Here is a 19258-nt window from a genome sequence, read left to right on the forward strand (position 1 = left end):
AGGCCCGCGAACCAACTTCCCCAAAGCGCTCAAAGGCTTGTCCCCCAAACCCCGCCGGATATGTCCATGCAAGGCCCCCCTTAGCATGATCGGGCCGTCATAACGCCGCCCGATGGTGCGCCGCAAGGCGAAAGGCACCGGGCAAGGCCCTGTTCGCCGCCTCGTTCGAAGGAGTGTGGCAGGGATGTGACAGTTGAGCAAGAATCAATCTTTCCAGCGCAATTTTCATTGCATCATGGGAAAGGCCTGATCTAGATTGTCTCAACCCAATATTCATGGATGATCGAAGTTGAACGGCCGGCGTCCACAATAACCATAATTGCATGTTCACTACAGGGAGGATGATATGACAAGATTTCCCCGCCATGAATCCGTATTGCGTTTGTCCGCATCATGCCTTGTTCTGGCACTGTCAGGCCTTTCTACTGCTGCGCTTGCGCAAGCGACCGACAGTTCGTCCGACTGGTCAGGCAATGAGATCATCGTCACTGCGACCAAACGCAATGAATCGATCCAGAATGTTCCCTTTTCCATCAACGCGCAGACCGCCGAAGCCATGCAGCGCATGGGCGCTACCTCGATCGAGGATGTGTCGCGGAGCGTCGCGGGGTTGACCGTCCAGAATCTCGGGCCCGGCCAGAGCCAGGTGTCGGTGCGCGGCGTATCGGCGGGCCAGGTGGTCCGCGACCAGCCGGGCGTCAAGGAACAGGTCGGCGTCTATCTGGACGAATCCGTGATCTCCATGTCGCTGTTCACGCCTGATTTCGACCTGTTCGACCTCGATCGCGTGGAAACGCTGCGCGGACCGCAGGGCACGCTGTTCGGATCGGGCTCGGAGGGCGGCACCGTCCGCTACATCACCAAGCAGCCGAAACTCGGCCAGACCGAAGGGACGGTGGAGGGCGGCGTCAATGTCCTGAAGGGCGGCGATGTCGGCTATTCGGGCAAGGGCGCGATCAATCTGCCCCTGGGGGAGACGGCGGCGATCCGCGCGGTTGGCTATGCGGAACATTATGCGGGCTTCATCGACGCCATCGGCCCGGCCGCGGGCAAGAACGTCAATGACGGGCGCCGTTATGGCGGGCGCCTCAGCCTGCTCTGGGAACCCGCGCCGGGCATCAAGCTGACGCCGCGCATCATATATCAGGACATCAAGACCAGCGGCTTCAACCGGGAGGACAGCTATCATCTCTATTATAACGAGCTGATCAGTCCGCTCGACATCCTGCCCGAGCGCACCCAATATCTGAAGCTGCGCGAGGAGTTCCGCGACAAGACCACGCTGGCGGACCTGACGGCGAACATCGATATGGGATCGGACATCGCGCTGACCTCTATCACCACCTATATCCATCGCGACATCCTCGTCAGCCGCGATGCGTCGGCGCTGACCGGATCGGTGTCCATCACGCCCTTCGTTGACAGATTCGGCGCCGATCCCGCCATCGCCAATCTGCCCTCAAACCTGCGCGACACGACCAAGCTTGAACAATGGACGCAGGAACTGCGCCTCGCCTCGACCGGGGCGGGCCCGTTCCAATGGGTGATTGGCGGGTTTTACAGCCATGTAGACCGCGACTATGCCCAGCGGCTCCCGACCCCCGGCTACGACGCGTTCATCGACGCGGCGCTCGGTGCAGGGACTTCGGCAGGGGCAGCCAATGGCTTCCCGCTCAACTCGCCCTATAATGCCGATATACCCTACATCATCAAACAATATGCTGCCTTCGGCGAGGCGAGCTACAAGCTGGGCCAGTTCAAGCTGACCGCGGGCGGGCGCTATTATGACTTTAGCGAAAAGCGCGATTTCAAGACCGGCGGCGTCTTCCCCAATGGCGATAACCGCGTGGGCGACAAGACCGGTTCCACCGGCTTCTCCCCCCGCTTCATCGCCAGTTATGAGGCCAATCGCGACCTGACCTTCAACGTCCAGGCGTCCAAGGGCTTTCGCCTCGGCGGCGTCAACGATCCGCTGAACCTGCCACTTTGCGATGGCGGCGCGACCGGGCCGGATGCGGCCACCTATGGCAACCGGCCGACCTTCGACGACGAAACACTGTGGAACTATGAAGCCGGGGTGAAGGCGTCGGGCGGCGGCGTCACCTTCAACGCGGCGGTGTTCTACAACGACATCAAGAACCTTCAGGTCACGGCGGATGCGGGAAGCTGCTCCTCGCGCATCCTCTTCAACGTGCCGAAGGCGCATACGGCAGGCCTGGAAGCGGAACTGAGCGCCCGCGTCTCCCCCAATCTCGACCTGTCGCTGAGCGGCAGCTACATCGACTCGGAAATCGACAGCAACGTCACCGACGCGGGCGGCGCGATCATCGCCGGCATCCGCAAGGGCAACCGCCTGCCCACCGTGCCGAAGTTCCAGATGGCGGCGGCGGCAACCTATACGGCGGAAGTCGCGCCGGAAACCGACTGGTCCTTCACCGCCAGCTTCCAGCATGTGGGCGACCGCTATACCCAGCTTGCCGATCAGGAACCGGGCGCGGGCAGCTTCCCCAATTCCATCTATTATGATCCGGCCACGGGCGCCTATGGCACCGGCGCCTTCGACTTCGGCTCCTACAGGCTCGGCGCCTATAATCTGGTCAACCTGTCGACCGGCATTAGCTGGAACAGCGGCCTGTCGGTCACGCTCTACGTCAACAATCTGTTCGACGAGAATGCGCTTTACTCGCTGGACCGCGAGCGCGGCGGCCGGGGACGGCTGGGCTATAATATCGGCACCCCGCGCAAGATCGGCGTGACTGTCCGCAAGGACTTCTAGAACCGCCTCCGCCCGGGACGCCGGAAGCAAAGCCGCTTCCGGCGTCCTTTTTTGGGCGATACAGCCGGCCGATCCGCCGCTATGGTCGCCGGGTGATCGAGACCGGGACTGTCGTTGCGCAGGGAATGCGCTTTATCGAGGGCGGCGCCTTCGCCATGGGCTCGGACCGTTTCTATCCGGAGGAAGCGCCGGTCCGGCAGGTCCGCGTGGACGGCTTCTGGATCGACGAGACGCCCGTCACCAACCGGCAGTTCGCGCAGTTTGTGGAAGCCACCGGCTATCGCACCGTTGCGGAGACCGCGCCGGACCCCAAGGATTATCCCGGCATGACGCCTGAAATGGCGCGCGCCGGATCGCTGCTGTTCCAGCGCACGGCGACGCCGGTGGACCTTGGCGACTTCAGCCAATGGTGGCAGTTCAGCTTCGGCACCGACTGGCGTCACCCCCATGGCCCTGACAGCAATCTGGACGAGCTTTGGGATCATCCGGTCGTTCACATCGTCTTCCAGGATGCGGAGGCCTATGCCCGCTGGGCCGGCAAGGCGCTGCCGACCGAGGCGGAATGGGAATTCGCGGCGCGCGGCGGACTGGACGGCGCGGACTATGGCTGGGGCGACGAGCTTGCACCGGGCGGAGCGATGCTGGCCAATTACTGGCAGGGCATGTTCCCCTACAGCAATCTGCTGGAGGACGGCTATGAACGGACCTCCCCGGTCCGGACCTATGCGCCCAATGGCTATGGGCTCTACGACATGATCGGCAATGTCTGGGAATGGACCGCCGACTGGTATGCCCCACCCAGGGTCGAGCGCAAGGCGAAGGGAAGTTGTTGCGTTCCGGCGAACCCGCGCGGCGGCACGAAGCGGGAAAGCCTGGACCCCGCCAATCCGCATGTGCCGATCCCGCGAAAAGTGCTGAAGGGCGGTTCCCATCTCTGCGCGCCCAGCTATTGCCAGCGCTATCGCCCCGCCGCCCGACACCCTCAGGCGGTGGACAGTTCCACCAGCCATATCGGCTTTCGCTGCATCGTCCGCGAGCCGCGGCCCTGATTATCCAAGAACGGAAAAGACGTCATGCTCAACATGCCCTGGGACCAGCCCGCCACCATGATCGACCTGGACGGCAAGGCGCCGATCATCGGCACGATCCGCGATTGCGCCCAGCATTTCGCGATCTTCAAACCCCATGCGAAGGAACAGGCGCGCATCCTGCTGACCCAGCCCGTCCATCGCGAAGGCCGCAAGACGCGGACCTGGGTGCTGGAACCCTGGGAGATCGAAAAGCTGGTCGAGCGGATGAAGGCGGAGGTGCATTGAATTTGCGCCGGATTTGATAAGGACCATGCTCCTGCGCAGGCAGGAGCATCCAGCGTTTCCGGGATTTCAGACCGCGCCGCCCAATGCCTTGACCAACGCAACGCTCGCCCGCATCCGCTGCGTCTCCACCGACAGCAGCGCGCGTTGCGCCTCCAGCGCGTCCGTCTGCGCCGTCACCACCTCCAGATAGTCCGACGCCCCATCCCGATAGCGGGTCAGCGCCAGTTCACTCGTCCGCCCTGCCGCCGCGGCCGCGCTGCGCTGGTTCACCGCCTGATCGGCCAGATGCCGGTTCGCGGCGATCGCATCCTCTACCTGCCGGAACGCCCCCAGCACCGTCTCCCGATAGCCCGCGCTCACCTCTTCATATTCCGCGCGGGACATCTTCACCTCAGCCCTCCGCCGACCGCCGTCGAACAGCGCCAGCACCGCCGAAGCCGGTCCCAACCCCCAGAAACTGCTGGGCTTGCTGAACAACTCGCCATGCGTCGTTTGATACCCGCCGGACAGCCCCAGGGTCAGCGTCGGGAAAAAGGCCGCCCTCGCCACGCCGATCCGCGCATTGGCCGCAAACATCCGCCGCTCCGCCGCCGCAATATCCGGCCGCCGCTGCAACAGCTCCGAAGGCGCGCCCGCCGGCAATGAAGGCGCGCCGAGAGGCTGCACCCGGACCGGGACGGAGAAGTCGGACGCCACCGCCCCGACCAGCGCAGCGATCTCATGCTCGGTCGCCGCTCGCTCGTTGGCGACGGCGGAAATCTGCGCCTGCGCATTATCCAGCACGGTCTTGGCGCGATTGACGTCGATCCCGGAGGCGATGCCGCCATCATGCCGCGTGGCCGTCAGTCGATAGGCCCTGCCGAATGCCTCCACCGTCTGGCGCAGCAATTCCGCCTCTGCGTCCAGCCCGCGCAACCGCGCATAGGCGTCCGCCACCGCCGCCTGAAGGCTGAGCCGCGCGGAGGCCAGATCGGCCTCGCTGGCCTGCGCATCCGCCCGCGCCGCCCTCACGCCGTTGCGGATGCGGCCCCAGAGGTCGAGTTCATAGTCCAGCGTGGCCCCCACGGAAAAATCATCATAGGTCGGCGCCGTTCCATTGCCGCCGAAACGCCTTCCGGACAGCCTCTGACGGCTGGCATCGCCCCCTGCATTCACCTGCGGGAACAGGTCCGCCCTCTCGATCCGCGCCACCGCCCGCGCCTGGTCATAGCGCGCAAGGGCGGCCGCCAGCGTCGGACTGGCCTGCTCCGCCCGCGCCTCCAGATCGTTCAGCACGGGATCGCCAAAGGCCTCCCACCATTTGCCGCGCGACGCCTGGTCCATCGGCGTCGCCGCCGTCCAACCCTCAGCCTCCTTGAACGCCTGCGGCACTGCGGTGGCAGGCGGCCGGTAGGCTGGCGCCATCGAGCATCCCGCCAGCCCTGCCAGCAACAGGGCCGCCGCCCGGCGATCAACCCCCATGGGCAGCACCCTTGGCGGCGGCCTGGACATGCACCTTGTCGCCGCTGCGGATCGCATCGGGCGGCGTGTCGATGACCCGGTCGGTCGGCAGGACGCCACCCGACAGCAGCACGACATTGCCTTCGTCCCGCGCGATCGTGACGGGCTTGACGGTCACGCGGTCGTCCCGGCCCACCACCGCCACGGTCGGCCCGTCATTGCCGTAGAGGATCGCACTGCCCGGCAGGGTCGCGCCATTGCCCGATCCCGCCGGCACCTTGAAGCGGACCTGCGCATAGGCGCCCGGCTTCAGCGCCCCGTCGCGATTGTCCGCCTGCAATTGCACCAGCACCGCGCCCGACTGGGCATCGACGGCGCCCGAACTGCTGGTCAGGGTCGCGTCGAAGCTGCGCCCGGGATATTCCGGCAGGGTCAGCGTCGCCGCCATTCCCGGCCTGATGGCCGCCGAATAGCCTTGCGGCACCCGCACATAGATACGCATGCGATGCGTGTCGGACACGGTGAACAAGGGCTGGGCCGCCGCATTGCCCGCCACCACCAGCGCGCCGATCTGCGCCGACCGGCTCGTCACGACACCGCTGAACGGCGCGGACAGACGGGTGAAGCCCTGCAAGGCCTGCAAGCGCTTCACATTGGCGAGCGCCGCATTGGACAGGGTCCTGCGCGCGGCAAGATCGCCGGCCTTCTCATCCGCCTCCTGCCGAGAGACGGCGTCCTGCGCGAGCATGGAGGCCCAGCGCTTCGACGTGGTGGCGGCCAGCCGTTCATTGGCGAGCGCGGTCTGATAATCGGCCTGCGCCTGTGCGAGCTGCTGGTCCACCTCCGGCGCGTCCAATATGGCGAGCGGCTGCCCGGCCCCGACATGATCGCCTATATCGGCCAGCCACCGCCGCACATAGCCATTGGTCCGGGCAAAGATCGCCGCGCTGTTATAGGCCTGGACATTGCCCGGCAGCACCAATGCGTCGCCTTCGCCACCGGCGGACGGCGTCACCACCGAGACGGTGGGAATGGATGCGTCGGCAGCGACCTGCCTCAGTTCATTGGTCGCGCTGATCCGCGACGCCATGCCGATGCCGACGATGGCGACCGCGACGACCGCCGCGCCGATCCCTATCCGCTTCAACGTGCGGCTATCGGGTCCTTGCGCCTCGGGATTTTCGATGGGGTTGTGCTCAGACATGGCTCGGCTGCATTTCCAGGGAAGGCGCCTTTTGCCCATGCTTGCGATGGACGAAGGCGAATATGGTGGGAACGAAGAACAGGGTGGCGACCGTCGCGCAGATCAGGCCGCCGATGACCGCCCGGCCCAGCGGCGCATTCTGCTCGCCGCCGTCGCCCAGCCCCAGCGCCATCGGCCCCATGCCGATGATCATCGCAAGGGCGGTCATCAGCACCGGGCGGAACCGGACCATCCCCGCCTCCAGCGCGGCCTTGCCGGCGTCGCCCAGTTCGGCAAGCTTCTCCCGCGCGAAGCTGACGACCAGGATGGAGTTGGCGGTCGCCACGCCCATGCACATGATCGCGCCCGTCAGCGCGGGCACGGACAGCGTCGTACCGGTGGTGAACAGCATCCAAACGATTCCCGCCAGCGCCGCCGGCAGGGCCGTGATGATCACGAAGGGATCGACCCAGCTCTGGAAGTTGACGACGATCAGCAGGTAGATCAGCACGATGGCCCCGGCCAGCCCCCATCCCAGCCCGGAAAAGGCCGTGTTCATCGTCGCATATTGGCCGCGGATGGTGACGGTCGTCCCCTTGGGCAGTTCCTTCTCCAGCGACTGGATCGCCCGCTGCACATCCCGGGCGACCGCACCCAGGTCACGCCCCTGCGTCGTCGCGAAGATGTCCAGCACGGGCGCAATGTCATAGTGACTGACGATGGGCACGGTGTTGGACCGCTTGATCGTGGCCAGCCCGCCCAGCGGCTGAACCGAGGCGCTTGCCGCGCTGCCCGACACCGGCACATTGCTAAGGTCGCTCATGGAGCCCACCAGATATTCCGGCGCCTGCGCCACGACCGGATATTGCACGCCGTTTTCCGGGTTCACGAAGAAGACGGGCGCGGTCTGCGACGTGCCTGCAAGCTGGCTTGCCAGGCTGGTCGTCACGTCCCGCTCCGACAGGCCATATTGCCCGACGCGCGAGCGGTCGACCTCGACATCGAGCTGCGGCGAGCGCGCCGGCTGCTGGATGCGGGCGTCGGCCAGTCCCGAAATGGTGGCCATCTTCGCCAGCAGCTTCTGCGCATAGGCGCGATTGCCGGCGGCGTTCTTGCCCGCGATCTGCACGTCGATGGGCGCGGGCGCGCCGAAGTTCAGGATCTGGCTGGTGATGTCGGCCGGCAGGAAGGCGAAGCCGGTGCCGGGGAAGCGGCGCGGCAGCTCCCGCCGCAGGGTGGCGACGATCTCGTCCGTCGGCCGATGATCTTTGGTCAGCGCGATCAGCATGTCGCCATCCTGCGGGCCGATGGTGCCGCTATTATTGTAGATGGCGTTGATGCCGCTGACCGGCAGGCCGATATTGTCCGTGATGGAGGCGAGTTCCTCCGCCGGGATCAGTGAGCGGACTACCCGCGCGATGCGGTCGAAGCGGGCGGCGCTGTCTTCGATCCGGGCGCCCACCGGCACGCGCACATGCATCGCGATCTGCCCTGAATCGACCGAGGGGAAGAAGTTGCTGCCCAGCATCGGCAACAGCCCGAAGGACAGCAGAACGACGGCCATGAAGCCGAGCAGGAAGGGCTTGCGCGCATTCAGCGCCCGGTGCAGCAGCCCGACATAGCCGCGCCTTATCCTTTCGAAGCGCCGTTCGAACCCACGCTGGAAGCGTACCAGCGGATTGCGCGAGGCAGGCGCCCCGGCCACATGCGCGTCGCCCTGTTCGACATGGGGCCGCAGCAGATACATGGCCATGGTCGGCACCAGCGTCCGCGACAGGATGAAGGATGCGATCATCGCGAACACGACGGAAAGCGCCATCGGCACGAACAGGAATCCGGCGACCCCCGGCAGGAAGAACATCGGCACGAACACGATGCAGATGCACAGCAGCGACACGAAGGCGGGCGTCACGATCTGCGCCGCGCCGTCCAGTATCGCCTCGATCACGCCCTTGCCCTGCTCCAGATGCCAGTTGATATTCTCTATGGTCACGGTGGCGTCGTCGACCAATATGCCGACCGCCAGCGCCAGCCCGCCCAGCGTCATGACGTTCAGCGTCTGGCCGAAGGCTGCAAGCGCCGCAACCGCCGCCAGGATCGCAAGCGGGATCGACAGCGCGATGATCACCGTCGAGCGCCAGGAGCCCAGGAACAGCAGGATCATCAGGGACGTCAGCGCCGCCGCGATGGCGCCTTCGTGAATGACGCCTTCCACCGCCGCCTTCACGAACAGCGACTGGTCCCCGATGGGCAATATCTTCAGGCTGTCCGGCAGGCCCGCCGCGATCTGGGGCAGCTTTTCCTTGACGCCGTCCACGATCGCCAGGGTGGAGGTGGCGCCGTTCTTGAGGATGGTCAGCAGCACGGACCGGCTGCCCTCGACATGCACGATATTCTGCTGCGGCCCGCTGCCGTCGCGGACATGCGCGACATCGCGCATCGTGATGGTCGCGCCGTTGACCACCTTGACGGGCAGGTCGTTCAGCGCCTCTATGGAGGACGGCGCATTGTTCAGCTTCACGCTATACTGGGTTTCCCCGATCTTGACGAAACCGGCCGGATTGATCTGGTTCTGCGCGGCGATCGCCGCACCCACATCCTGCGCCGACAGCCCCTTGGACTGAAGCGCCAGCGGATTGAGGTCGATCTGCACCTGCCGCTGCTTGCCGCCCGAGGGGAAAGGCATGGCAAGGCCGGGGACCGTGATCAGCGGCGGGCGGACCTGGTTCATCCCCATGTCGAACAGCTGCTGTTCCGACAGCCCCTTGCCCGACAGGGCGAGCTGGAGGATCGGCACGGTCGACGCGCTGTAATTCAGGACAAGCGGCGGCGTGATCCCCGGCGGCATCTGGCGCAACACGGTCTGCGACACCGACGTCACCTGCGCGGTCGCGGTGCGGATGTCGGCGCCCGGCTGGAAATAGATTTTGATGATGCCGATGCCCTGAAGCGACTGGCTCTCGATATGTTCGATGTCGTTGACCGTGGTGGTCAGCACGCGCTCATAGGGATTGACGATGCGGTTGGCCATGTCCTCCGGCGACAGGCCCGCATATTGCCAGGCGACCGCCACCACGGGAATGCGGATATTGGGAAAGATGTCGACCGGCGTTCGCGCCGCCGCCAGCACCCCCGCGATCGCGATCAGGATCGCCATCACGATGAAGGTGAGCGGACGATGCAGGGCAACCTTGACGATACCGATCATTCACGACTCCACGGATGCGCCGCCGGATGATCCCCGCCGCACATGACGATACAACCTCTCCAGATATTTTCGCCGCCTGATACCAGAGACGAAGCGCGCCAGGAAATGCGCATATCGTTTGCTGCATTTCCGACCGTCGCCAGAAAGGCGGCCAGCGCGGAAATGCTCCAGGACGCGTGGGGGCTTCGTTCGGGGCGAGGCGAATTTCCACACATCCTAGAATGCGACGGCATCCCCGGCCATGGCGGAGTGCTGCGGCAATGAGGGGGCATAGCCCGCGCATCTCCGCCGGCCAGCCGGGAGACGCCGCCACATTCGAAGCCGCCCATGCGCCCTTGGACATTCTGCGTCTAATATATAATATGGCATGATCGATATGTTGAGCGACATGATCCATGGACCTTCGCCATCTCCGCTATTTTCTGTGCGTCGCTGAGGAGATGCATTTCGGCCGCGCCGCCCTGCGCCTCGGCATATCGCAGCCGCCGCTCAGCCAGCAGATCCGTGCTCTGGAGGAGGAACTGGGCGTCCGCCTGTTCGACCGCACCAGCCGCAGGGTGCGATTGACGGAGGCCGGCCGGCTGTTCGAGCCTGAAGCGCGCCGAACCCTTGCCCAGGCGGACCGCGCCGCACAGATCGCGCGCATGGCCCAAAGGGCGGAGATCGGGCGGCTGGGGCTGGGCTTCACCACTTCCGGCCCCTTCGTGCCTCCGGTGGCGCGGGCACTCTACCGCTTCCGCCAGACCTATCCCGATGTCGAACTGATCCTGCGCGAACAAGGGCGCGACGAGCAGGTGGAGAGCGTGGCGAGCCGTCAGCTCGACCTTGGCATCGTGCGTAATTTCGAGGCGCCGGCGCTGCCCGGAGGCATGCTGTCCCGATGCCTGCTCAAGGAAGAGATGGTGCTGGCCCTGCGCGCCGATCATCCGCTGGCGCTGCGCCCTGCCCCGCCGCGCATCGCAGACCTTTCCGACGAGCCGCTGGTGCTCTACGGCGCGCCCAATGGGACGGGGTTCACGGAGCATTTCCAGGCCCTGTGCGCGGAAGCAGGGTTCGTCCCGAAAATCTCGCATGAAGCCCGCAGCCTCGCGACCCTGCTGGGCCTTGTCGCGGCCGGCTTCGGCCCTACGGTGATTGCCGGGTCGATGGCGCGGCTGCATGTCGACAATGTGATCAACCGCCCGTTCGACGTGCCGGTCATGAGCGCGCTCTGGCTGATCCATCATGAGGATCTGTCACCGACCGGCCGGGCCTTTCTGAAGACCCTGCTGGAAGAACGTCATTTGTAGGAGTTAATTGAGGAAACATCTTCTGCTCAAGCCTCCTCTTCCCATTCCCCGTTCCAGCCTCTATGCATGGCCGCCGAAGGGTGGTTTCGACCGACCTTCATGATCGCGCCGGTGCCCTCCCAAGGGGCTTAATAGGGAATGCGGTGATGAATCCGCGGCTGTCCCTGCAACTGTAAGCGGCGAGCGAGACGCATAGCGATCCCCCGGAAGCGCCGGAGGATCAGCCACTGGGCCGGACGCTAAATCATGCGAGGCCTGGGAAGGCCATGCGCCAAGCTATGACCCGCGAGCCAGGAAACCTGCCTGCGTCTGGTCGCTCTTGCCTTGGTCCAGGGGATGGCCACGGCACGGTCCTCCGTCTGAGCGACGCTTACGCAGCGGGAGCTGCTGTCCGCATGCCGGGCGCAAGAGCGTTCGTCCGGCATGAAGGCGGCTCCCGTCCGGTTTCGCAGACGCCGACGGGGTACCGACCCTATGAGCATATCGACCCATGAGCCGGAATCGCCCGGGGCGCCGGCCAGCCGTCTTCGCCGCCGCGCGACCGGCATGTTCGCCGGGCTCATCGCCGCCAATCTGACGGCGTGGATCGCGGCCTTCACGATCTTCGCGGGCGATCCGGTCATGCTGGGCACGGCGTTGCTGGCCTGGAGCCTGGGCCTCCGCCATGCCGTGGACGCCGATCATATCGCCGCCATCGACAATGTGACCCGCAAGCTGATGCAGGACGGCCAGCGGCCCCTGACCGTCGGCTTCTGGTTCGCCATCGGCCATAGCGGCATCGTCCTGATCGCCGCCGTCGCCATCGCTGTCGCCGCCAATGCGCTGAGCCGGGTGGAAGCGGCGGGAGCCATCGGCGGCACCATCGCGACAATGGTGTCGGCGACCTTCCTCTTCGCCATCGCGGCGATGAACCTGATCATCCTCCGATCAGTTCTCAGGACGTTCAACCATGTTCGAAAGGGTGGAGCCTATGTCGATGAAGATATGGACATATTGCTCGGCAACCGGGGTTTGCTCGCACGCCTCTTCCGCCCGCTTTTCCGGCTGGTGACGCGAAGCTGGCACATGGCTCCGCTCGGCTTCCTCTTCGGCCTGGGCTTCGATACCGCAACCGAAGTCGCCATTCTGGGCCTGTCCGCCGGTCAGGCCGCCAGCGGCCTTTCGGTTGCGACCGTCCTCATCTTTCCCCTGCTCTTCGCGGCGGGCATGGCGCTGATCGACACGGCGGACGGTGCCCTGATGATGGGCGCCTACCAGTGGGCGTTCGTGAAGCCGATCCGCAAGCTCTACTACAATATCACCATCACGCTGGTGTCGGCGCTGGTCGCGCTGCTCATCGGCGGGATCGAGGCAGCGGCCCTGCTGGGCGACAAGCTCGGCCTCAGCGGCGGCGTATGGACCCTTGCCGCCGACCTTGGCGAGCATTTCAACAGCCTCGGCTTCATCATCATCGGCCTGTTCGCCGCCTGCTGGCTGCTGAGCTGGGCCATCTATCGCTGGAAAGGCTTCGACGAGATCGAAGTCGCTCCCATCCCCAGCCACCAACCGCAAGGAAATCCCGCATGAAAAAGGTTCCCGCCACCGTCATCACCGGCTTTCTCGGCGCCGGCAAGACCACGCTGATCCGTCACCTCATCGAACATGCGGGCGGCCGCCACCTCGCCCTCATCATCAACGAATTCGGGGACGTGGGCGTCGACGGCGCGCTGGTGCGGGGCTGCGGCGACGAAGCCTGCCCGGACGAGGACATCATCGAACTGGCCAATGGCTGCATCTGCTGCACCGTGGCCGACGATTTCCTGCCGACCATGCAAAAGCTGCTCGACCGGCCCACCCCGCCCGATCACATCATCATCGAGACCAGCGGCCTTGCCCTGCCCAAGCCGCTGGTGAAGGCCTTCCAATGGCCCGACATCCGCACGCGCGCCACGGTCGACGGAGTGATCGCCCTGATCGACGCCGAAGCGCTGGCGGAGGGTCGCTTCGCCCATGACGAGGCGGCGCTCGCCGCCGCCCGCGCGGCCGACCCGACGCTGGATCATGACAGCCCCATCGAGGAACTGTTCGAGGACCAGCTTGCCTGCGCCGACCTTGTCCTGCTCAACAAGACCGATCTGGTCGCCATGGACCGGCTGGCCGTGCTGGAGCAGGAACTGGCCCAGGAAATCCGCCCCGGCGTCCGCATCCTCCGCACGGCGAGGGGAGAGATCGATCCGGCCATATTGCTCGGCCTTGGCGCCGGGGCGGAGGACGGGATCGATGCCCGTCCCTCGCACCATGACGATGGGGAGGATCACGACCATGACGATTTCGAGAGCTTCATCGTCGATCTGGGCGAACTTTCCGGTCCGGAGCCGCTGTTGGCGGCGCTGGCGGAGAGCATCGCCGTGCATGACATCCTGCGGGTGAAGGGCTTCCTCGCCATAGAAGGGCGCCCCGCCCGCCTCGTGCTGCAAGCCGTCGGCCCCCGCATCCAGCATCATTATGACCGGCACTGGCAGGCCGACGAACCGCGCCGCTCCCGCCTGGTGGTGATCGGCCAGAGCGGCATGGACCGCGCCGCCATAGAGGCCGCGCTCGGCGCGCAGATGGCCGCTGCCTGATGCATCTGCTGACCGCCACGCCCGGCACCGTCTCCAACGGCGACGAAGCCATCGACCTCGGCCAGTCGCCGGGCGACATCGTGCTGCTGACCGTGGCGGACAGCGAACTTGCCTGTTTCGCGAGCGCAGCCCATGTTCTGGGGCAGGAACTGGGCAGGGCGGCGCCCGAAATCCGGCTGGCCAATCTCCTCCAGCTCAAGCACCCCTATTCCGTCGATCTGTATGTCGAAAAGGTCGTCGCCCACGCCAAATTCGTCTGCGTCATCCTGCTGGGCGGCAAGAGCTATTGGCCCTATGGCATTGATGAGATTGCAAATATCGCCCGGAAAAAGGGCATAGCCTTTGCGGCGATCGCCGATGGGCGAGAGGATGACCCCGCGTTGCGCGCCGCATCGACCGTCGCGGCGGAGAGCTGCGATCTCCTGCGCGACTATCTGCGGCAGGGCGGCATTGCCAACGCCATCGCCTTCCTGCGCAACGCCGCCCGCCTTGCCGGCTTCGATGCGGGCGTTCCCGATGCGCCCGTTCCGGTGGCCGACGCGGGCCTCTATTTGCCCGGCGTGGATCGACCCACGCTGGATCAGGTCAGGAGCGGATGGAAGGCAGGGCAGCCGACGGCCCTCTTCCTCTTCTACCGCGCGCTGCTGATCGCGGGCACGCTGGACGCCGTGGACCGCATGGTCGCGGGATTGGAGACGGCGGGCCTCAACGTCCTTCCCGTCCATGCGCGCGCCTTGCGCGAACCTTTCGCCCGGGACTTCCTGCAAGGGCTGATGGCGGAGGCGCCGCCGGACGTCATCCTCAACGCCACCGCCTTTGCCGCCAGCGCGCCGGGCGAGCCGCGCACGCCCTCTATCCTCGAACAGGCGGATTGCGCGATCCTCCAGACGATCTTCGCCAGCGCCGAACAGAGCGCCTGGGAGTCGAGTGCCCGCGGGCTTGGCCCCCGCGACCTCGCCATGCATGTCGCGCTGCCGGAGGTGGACGGCCGCCTCTTCACCCGCGCGGTCGCCTTCAAGGCTGCGGCACGGTTCGATGCCCGCACGGAATGCAGCATCGTCGTGCCCCAGATACTGGAAGATCGTGTCAGCTTCGTATCCCAACTTACTGCAAATTGGGCTAAACTCCGTAGAACGCGAGTGGAGGAACGTCGCGTCGCGCTCATCCTCGCCAACTATCCCAACAGGGATGGCCGCATCGGCAATGGCGTCGGCCTCGATACGCCCGCCAGTGCCGCCGCCATTCTGAAGGCCCTGGCGGAAGCAGGCTACGGAACGGATGATGCGCCCACCGACGGCGCCGCGCTGATGCAGCGCATGACAGGTGGCATCACCAATGCCGCGCCGGACCGTCCGGGTGAAATCACCCTCTCGCTCCAGGCCTATGACGCAGCCTTCGCCACGCTGCCCCAAGGGGTCCGCGAAGCGGTCCAACGCCGTTGGGGCGCGCCCGAAACCGATCCTTTTTTCCGCGATGGCGCCTTCCATCTGCCGGTGCACCGCTTCGGCCGGATCGCGGTCGCCGTGCAGCCGTCGCGCGGTTATCATGTCGATCCCAAGAGCAGCTATCACGACCCGGCGCTGCCCCCGCCCCATGCCTATCTCGCCTTCCATATCTGGCTGGCCGGCGATTTCGGCGCCCATGCCGTCGTCCATGTCGGCAAGCACGGCAATCTCGAATGGCTGCCGGGCAAGGCGATCGCGCTGTCCGAAAACTGCTTTCCGGAAATCTGCGCCGGGCCGATCCCCCAAATCTATCCGTTCATCGTCAACGATCCCGGCGAAGGCACCCAGGCCAAGCGTCGCATCGGCGCCTGCATCGTCGACCATCTGACGCCGCCATTGACCCGCGCCGAGAGCTATGGCCCGCTCAAGGAACTGGAGGCTCTGGTCGACGAATATTATCTCGCCGCCGGCATGGACCCACGCCGGCTGGAAACGCTGCGCAAGGACATTCTGGCCCTCGCCGCCTCGCAAGGGCTGGACAAGGATTCAGGCGCGCAGGGAAGCGGAGACGAGGCTTTAGCAGCGATCGACAACTATCTGTGCGAACTCAAGGAAATGCAGATACGCGACGGGCTGCACGTCTTCACGCAAAGCCCGGAGGGTTCCCTTCGCCGCGACCTGCTCATTTCCCTTGCCCGCTGCCCAAGGGGTATGGACGATGCCGGCCAGCAGTCCCTGCTCCGTGCGCTGGCGGATGATCTGGGGCTGGATTTCGACCCGCTCGACTGCACGATGGGCGCGCCCTGGGCCGGACCCCGGCCGGAAGCGCTGCAAAGCCTGACAGGAGTACCTTGGCGCAGCACGGGCGACACGGTGGAACGGCTGGAACTTCACGCCATCCGCCTGCTCGATGAGTTGGAACATCGTCATTCCCGCGCGTGCGGGGATGACGGCAGTTGCCGGAAAGGCGCTCCCGGTCCACGGAGCGCTGCGGTTCTCAAGGCTATCGAAACCGATCTCGCCCCGCGCGTCGATGGCTGCGGAGAGGCCGAAAAAGCCGCACTCCTCAAAGCCCTCAACGGCGATTTCGTCGCCCCGGGCCCTTCCGGAGCGCCCACCAGGGGTCGCCCCGACGTCCTCCCCACCGGGCGCAATTTCTATTCGGTCGACACCAGGGCCGTGCCCACGGTGGCGGCATGGAATCTCGGGCAGCGCTCCGCCGATCTCATCGTGCAGGACTATCTCCAGCGCGAGGGCGACTATCCCCGCGCCATCGCCCTTTCCGCCTGGGGCACCGCCAATATGCGGACCGGCGGCGACGACATAGCGCAGGCGCTGGCCCTGATGGGCGTCCGGCCTCGCTGGGACTGGGCTTCGGGCCGGGTCATCGGTTTCGAGGTCATGAAGATCGCGGAACTGAACCGCCCCCGCGTCGACGTCACCTTCCGCGTGTCCGGCTTCTTCCGCGACGCCTTCCCGGAACAGATCGACCTGATCGACAGCGCCGCCCGCGCCGTCATGGCGCTGGACGAGCCGGACGAGGACAATCCAGCCGCCGCCCACCACCGCATCGAAACCGCCGCGCTGATCGCGCAGGGCACGCCGGAAAAGGCCGCGCGGCGCCGCGCGGGAAGCCGCGTTTTCGGTTCGAAACCGGGCGCCTATGGCGCCGGCCTCCAGGCGATGATCGACGAGAAGATCTGGCACGACCGGTCGGACCTTGCCAATGTCTATCTCGACTGGGGCAGCTATGCCTATGGCGGCGGGGTGGAAGGCGACAGCGAACGCGGCCTCTTCGCGCAGCGCCTGACCGAAGCCGACGCGCTGATCCAGAATCAGGACAATCGCGAGCACGACCTGCTCGACAGCGACGATTACTACCAGTTCGAGGGCGGCATCGCCGCCGCGGTCGAGCATCTCTCCGGCAGGAGGCCGCTCAGCTATCATAACGACCACAGCCGTCCCGAACGTCCCGTCATCCGCACGCTGGAGGACGAGATCGGCCGCATCGTCCGCGCCCGCGTCGCCAACCCCAAATGGATCGCGGGCATGATGCGCCACGGCTACAAGGGCGCGTTCGAGATCGCGGCCTCCGTCGACTATCTCTTCGCCTTCGCCGCGACCACCCATGCGGTGAAGGACCATCATTTCGACGCGGTCCACGCCGCCTTCATCGAGGATGAGGCGGTTCGCGCCTTCATGGCGGAAGCCAATCCGGCCGCCCTGCGGGAGACCGCCGCCCGCCTCCACGAAGCGCTGGACCGCGCCCTTTGGAAACCCCGGTCGAACAGCGCCGCCATGCTTCTCTCCCAACTCAAGGATGCCCCGCAATGATCGAACGCACGCCCGAACAGCATGCCGAAAAGATGAAGAAGAAACAGGCCGCCCATGACAGGATCATGGCGACCAAGACGCAGGAAAAGGGCCTGCTGATCGTCCACACCGGCAAGGGCAAGGGCAAGACGACCGCCGCGCTCGGCATGGTGGTCCGCGCCATCGGCCATGGCAGGAAGGTGGGCGTCGTGCAGTTCGTGAAGGGCGCGATGACCACCGGAGAAAAACGGGTGTTCGATGCATTCCCCGACAATGTCGAATTCAAGCCGATGGGCGAAGGCTTCACCTGGAACACGCAGGACCGGACGCGGGACATTGCCCTTGCACGCGAAGCATGGGATGAGGTGAAACGCATGATCGCCGATCCGGCCTATGACATGGTCCTTGCCGATGAACTCAACATCGTCCTGCGCTACGACTATCTTCCGGTCGAAGAGGTGCTGGAGGCCGTGACCGCCAGGGGCGAAATGAAGCATGTCATCGTCACAGGCCGCAACGCGCCCGAGGCGCTGATAGAGGCGGCCGATCTCGTCACTGAAATGACCCTCGTCAAACATCCCTTCCGCAGCGGCGTGAAGGCCCAGCCGGGAATCGAATTCTGACACACACCGCCTTCGACATCGCCGCCTTCGAGGAACTGGTGCACCTGCGCCGCGACGTGCGCCATTTCCTCACCGATCCGCTGGACGAGAGCGAGGTCGAACGGCTCCTTGCCCTCGCCCATAGCGCGCCCTCTGTCGGGCTTTCGCAGCCCTGGCGTTTCGTCCGGATCGAAACGCCCGCCTTGCGCGAGGATCTTGCCGCCCATGTCGACGCGCAGGTGATCGAGGCGGGCAGTATCTATCGGGGGGAGGAAGACAGGCTGTACCGAAGCCTGAAATTGCACGGCCTGCGCGAAGCGCCGGTGCTTTTCGCGGTCTATTGCGACGAAGGCACGGAAACCGGCCACAGGCTGGGCGCGATCACCATGCCGGAGGCGCGCCGCTATAGCTGCGTGATGGCGATCCACACCCTCTGGCTGGCTGCCCGCACGCGCGGCATCGGCATGGGCTGGGTTTCGATCCTCGACCGCCCGACCGTAGACGCCCTGCTCGCCATTCCGGAAAACTGGCGCTGCCTCGGCCTGCTGTGCCTGGGCTATCCGGTGAGCGAGGAGGCGACGCCGGAACTGGAGAGGCGCGGCTGGGAACATCGCACAGACTGGCATTCCACCATTGTCACGCGCTGACGATTCCCGTCCGAAGGCCTCTTCCCTTTCCTTTCCGCCCGGCCTATGAGCGTTTTTGGAGCGGGTTCCGCCCGCTCCATCGATCGCGTCGGTGCCCCGAAGGGGCTTAAATGGGAACGCGGTGCGGGAGGAGACTCCCTAATCCGTGGCTGTCCCTGCAACTGTGAGCGGCGAGCAAGGCAAGGACGTGCGGTTCCCCCCGGGGAACGGCCAGCCACTGGAGCGATCCGGGAAGGCCCGTGCCGAAGCGACGACCCGCAAGCCAGGAGACCTGCCGAACGCAAAGGTCGCTCTAGCCATGGTCCAGGGGATGGTCACGGCTCGGTTCTCCGCACGGGCGACGAAATGCGGTTGGGGGTGAACCCTCCGGCCGTCGTTGCGACGTGGGAGGTAAGGTCCGTTGCCAGACGCGCAAAGCGCATCGTCCGCCGCCATT

The 19258-nt window shown here is 65.6% G+C and carries 12 protein-coding genes and 2 riboswitches; of the genes, 9 read left to right on the forward strand and 3 right to left on the reverse strand.

Annotated elements, in window-relative coordinates:
* Nucleotides 1-346 precede the first annotated feature (346 nt).
* The 3 genes from K7W03_RS13615 to K7W03_RS13625 all read left to right on the forward strand — a co-directional run bounded on the left by K7W03_RS13615 (nt 347) and on the right by K7W03_RS13625 (nt 4092).
* On the forward strand, nt 347-2776 hold the full coding sequence (locus K7W03_RS13615) for a TonB-dependent receptor (protein WP_103001747.1): 2430 nt from the start codon (nt 347-349) through the stop codon (nt 2774-2776).
* A gap of 125 nt (nt 2777-2901) precedes the next feature.
* Complete coding sequence (locus K7W03_RS13620; protein ID WP_103001746.1) at nt 2902-3825, forward strand: formylglycine-generating enzyme family protein; 924 nt, start codon at nt 2902-2904, stop codon at nt 3823-3825.
* A 24-nt stretch (nt 3826-3849) separates the two neighbouring features.
* Nucleotides 3850-4092: a hypothetical protein gene (locus K7W03_RS13625; RefSeq protein WP_025546665.1), complete on the forward strand. Its 243-nt coding sequence runs from the start codon at nt 3850-3852 to the stop codon at nt 4090-4092.
* 66 nt (nt 4093-4158) lie between these two features.
* On the opposite strand, the gene K7W03_RS13630 is transcribed toward K7W03_RS13625, so the two are convergent.
* The 3 genes from K7W03_RS13630 to K7W03_RS13640 are packed head-to-tail and all read right to left on the reverse strand — an operon-like array spanning nt 4159 to nt 9923.
* On the reverse strand, nt 4159-5553 hold the full coding sequence (locus tag K7W03_RS13630) for an efflux transporter outer membrane subunit (protein WP_222886536.1): 1395 nt from the start codon (nt 5551-5553) through the stop codon (nt 4159-4161).
* Nucleotides 5543-6736 (reverse strand): efflux RND transporter periplasmic adaptor subunit, encoded by a 1194-nt coding sequence (locus K7W03_RS13635; protein WP_222886537.1) that lies wholly within the window; start codon nt 6734-6736, stop codon nt 5543-5545. Before K7W03_RS13635 ends, K7W03_RS13630 begins: the two co-directional genes overlap by 11 nt.
* On the reverse strand, nt 6729-9923 hold the full coding sequence (locus K7W03_RS13640; protein WP_222886538.1) for an efflux RND transporter permease subunit: 3195 nt from the start codon (nt 9921-9923) through the stop codon (nt 6729-6731). Before K7W03_RS13640 ends, K7W03_RS13635 begins: the two co-directional genes overlap by 8 nt.
* Before the next feature lie 395 nt (nt 9924-10318).
* On the opposite strand from K7W03_RS13640, the gene K7W03_RS13645 reads away from it, so the two are divergent.
* From K7W03_RS13645 to bluB, 6 genes are all read left to right on the forward strand, one after another.
* Entirely contained in the window at nt 10319-11212 is an 894-nt protein-coding gene (locus tag K7W03_RS13645; protein ID WP_103001742.1) for a LysR substrate-binding domain-containing protein, read from the forward strand.
* Between the two features lie 92 nt (nt 11213-11304).
* A riboswitch (cobalamin riboswitch) is annotated at nt 11305-11534 on the forward strand.
* A gap of 152 nt (nt 11535-11686) precedes the next feature.
* Complete coding sequence (locus tag K7W03_RS13650; protein ID WP_061933855.1) at nt 11687-12778, forward strand: HoxN/HupN/NixA family nickel/cobalt transporter; 1092 nt, start codon at nt 11687-11689, stop codon at nt 12776-12778.
* On the forward strand, nt 12775-13815 hold the full coding sequence (gene cobW / locus K7W03_RS13655; RefSeq protein ID WP_222886539.1) for a cobalamin biosynthesis protein CobW: 1041 nt from the start codon (nt 12775-12777) through the stop codon (nt 13813-13815). The genes K7W03_RS13650 and cobW overlap by 4 nt, the downstream gene beginning before the upstream one ends.
* Nucleotides 13815-17594, forward strand: coding sequence for a cobaltochelatase subunit CobN (gene cobN, locus K7W03_RS13660; protein ID WP_222886540.1), 3780 nt, complete (start codon nt 13815-13817; stop codon nt 17592-17594). Before cobW ends, cobN begins: the two co-directional genes overlap by 1 nt.
* Nucleotides 17591-18196 (forward strand): cob(I)yrinic acid a,c-diamide adenosyltransferase, encoded by a 606-nt coding sequence (cobO, locus tag K7W03_RS13665; RefSeq protein WP_025546651.1) that lies wholly within the window; start codon nt 17591-17593, stop codon nt 18194-18196. Before cobN ends, cobO begins: the two co-directional genes overlap by 4 nt.
* Nucleotides 18197-18213: 17 nt before the next feature.
* A complete protein-coding gene (bluB, locus tag K7W03_RS13670) occupies nt 18214-18822 on the forward strand; it encodes a 5,6-dimethylbenzimidazole synthase (protein ID WP_076605713.1) in 609 nt (202 codons plus the stop codon).
* 72 nt (nt 18823-18894) lie between these two features.
* A riboswitch (cobalamin riboswitch) is annotated at nt 18895-19116 on the forward strand.
* Nucleotides 19117-19258: the final 142 nt, after the last annotated feature.

This window comes from Sphingobium sp. PNB, from assembly GCF_019873065.1.
Lineage (GTDB): Bacteria > Pseudomonadota > Alphaproteobacteria > Sphingomonadales > Sphingomonadaceae > Sphingobium > Sphingobium fuliginis.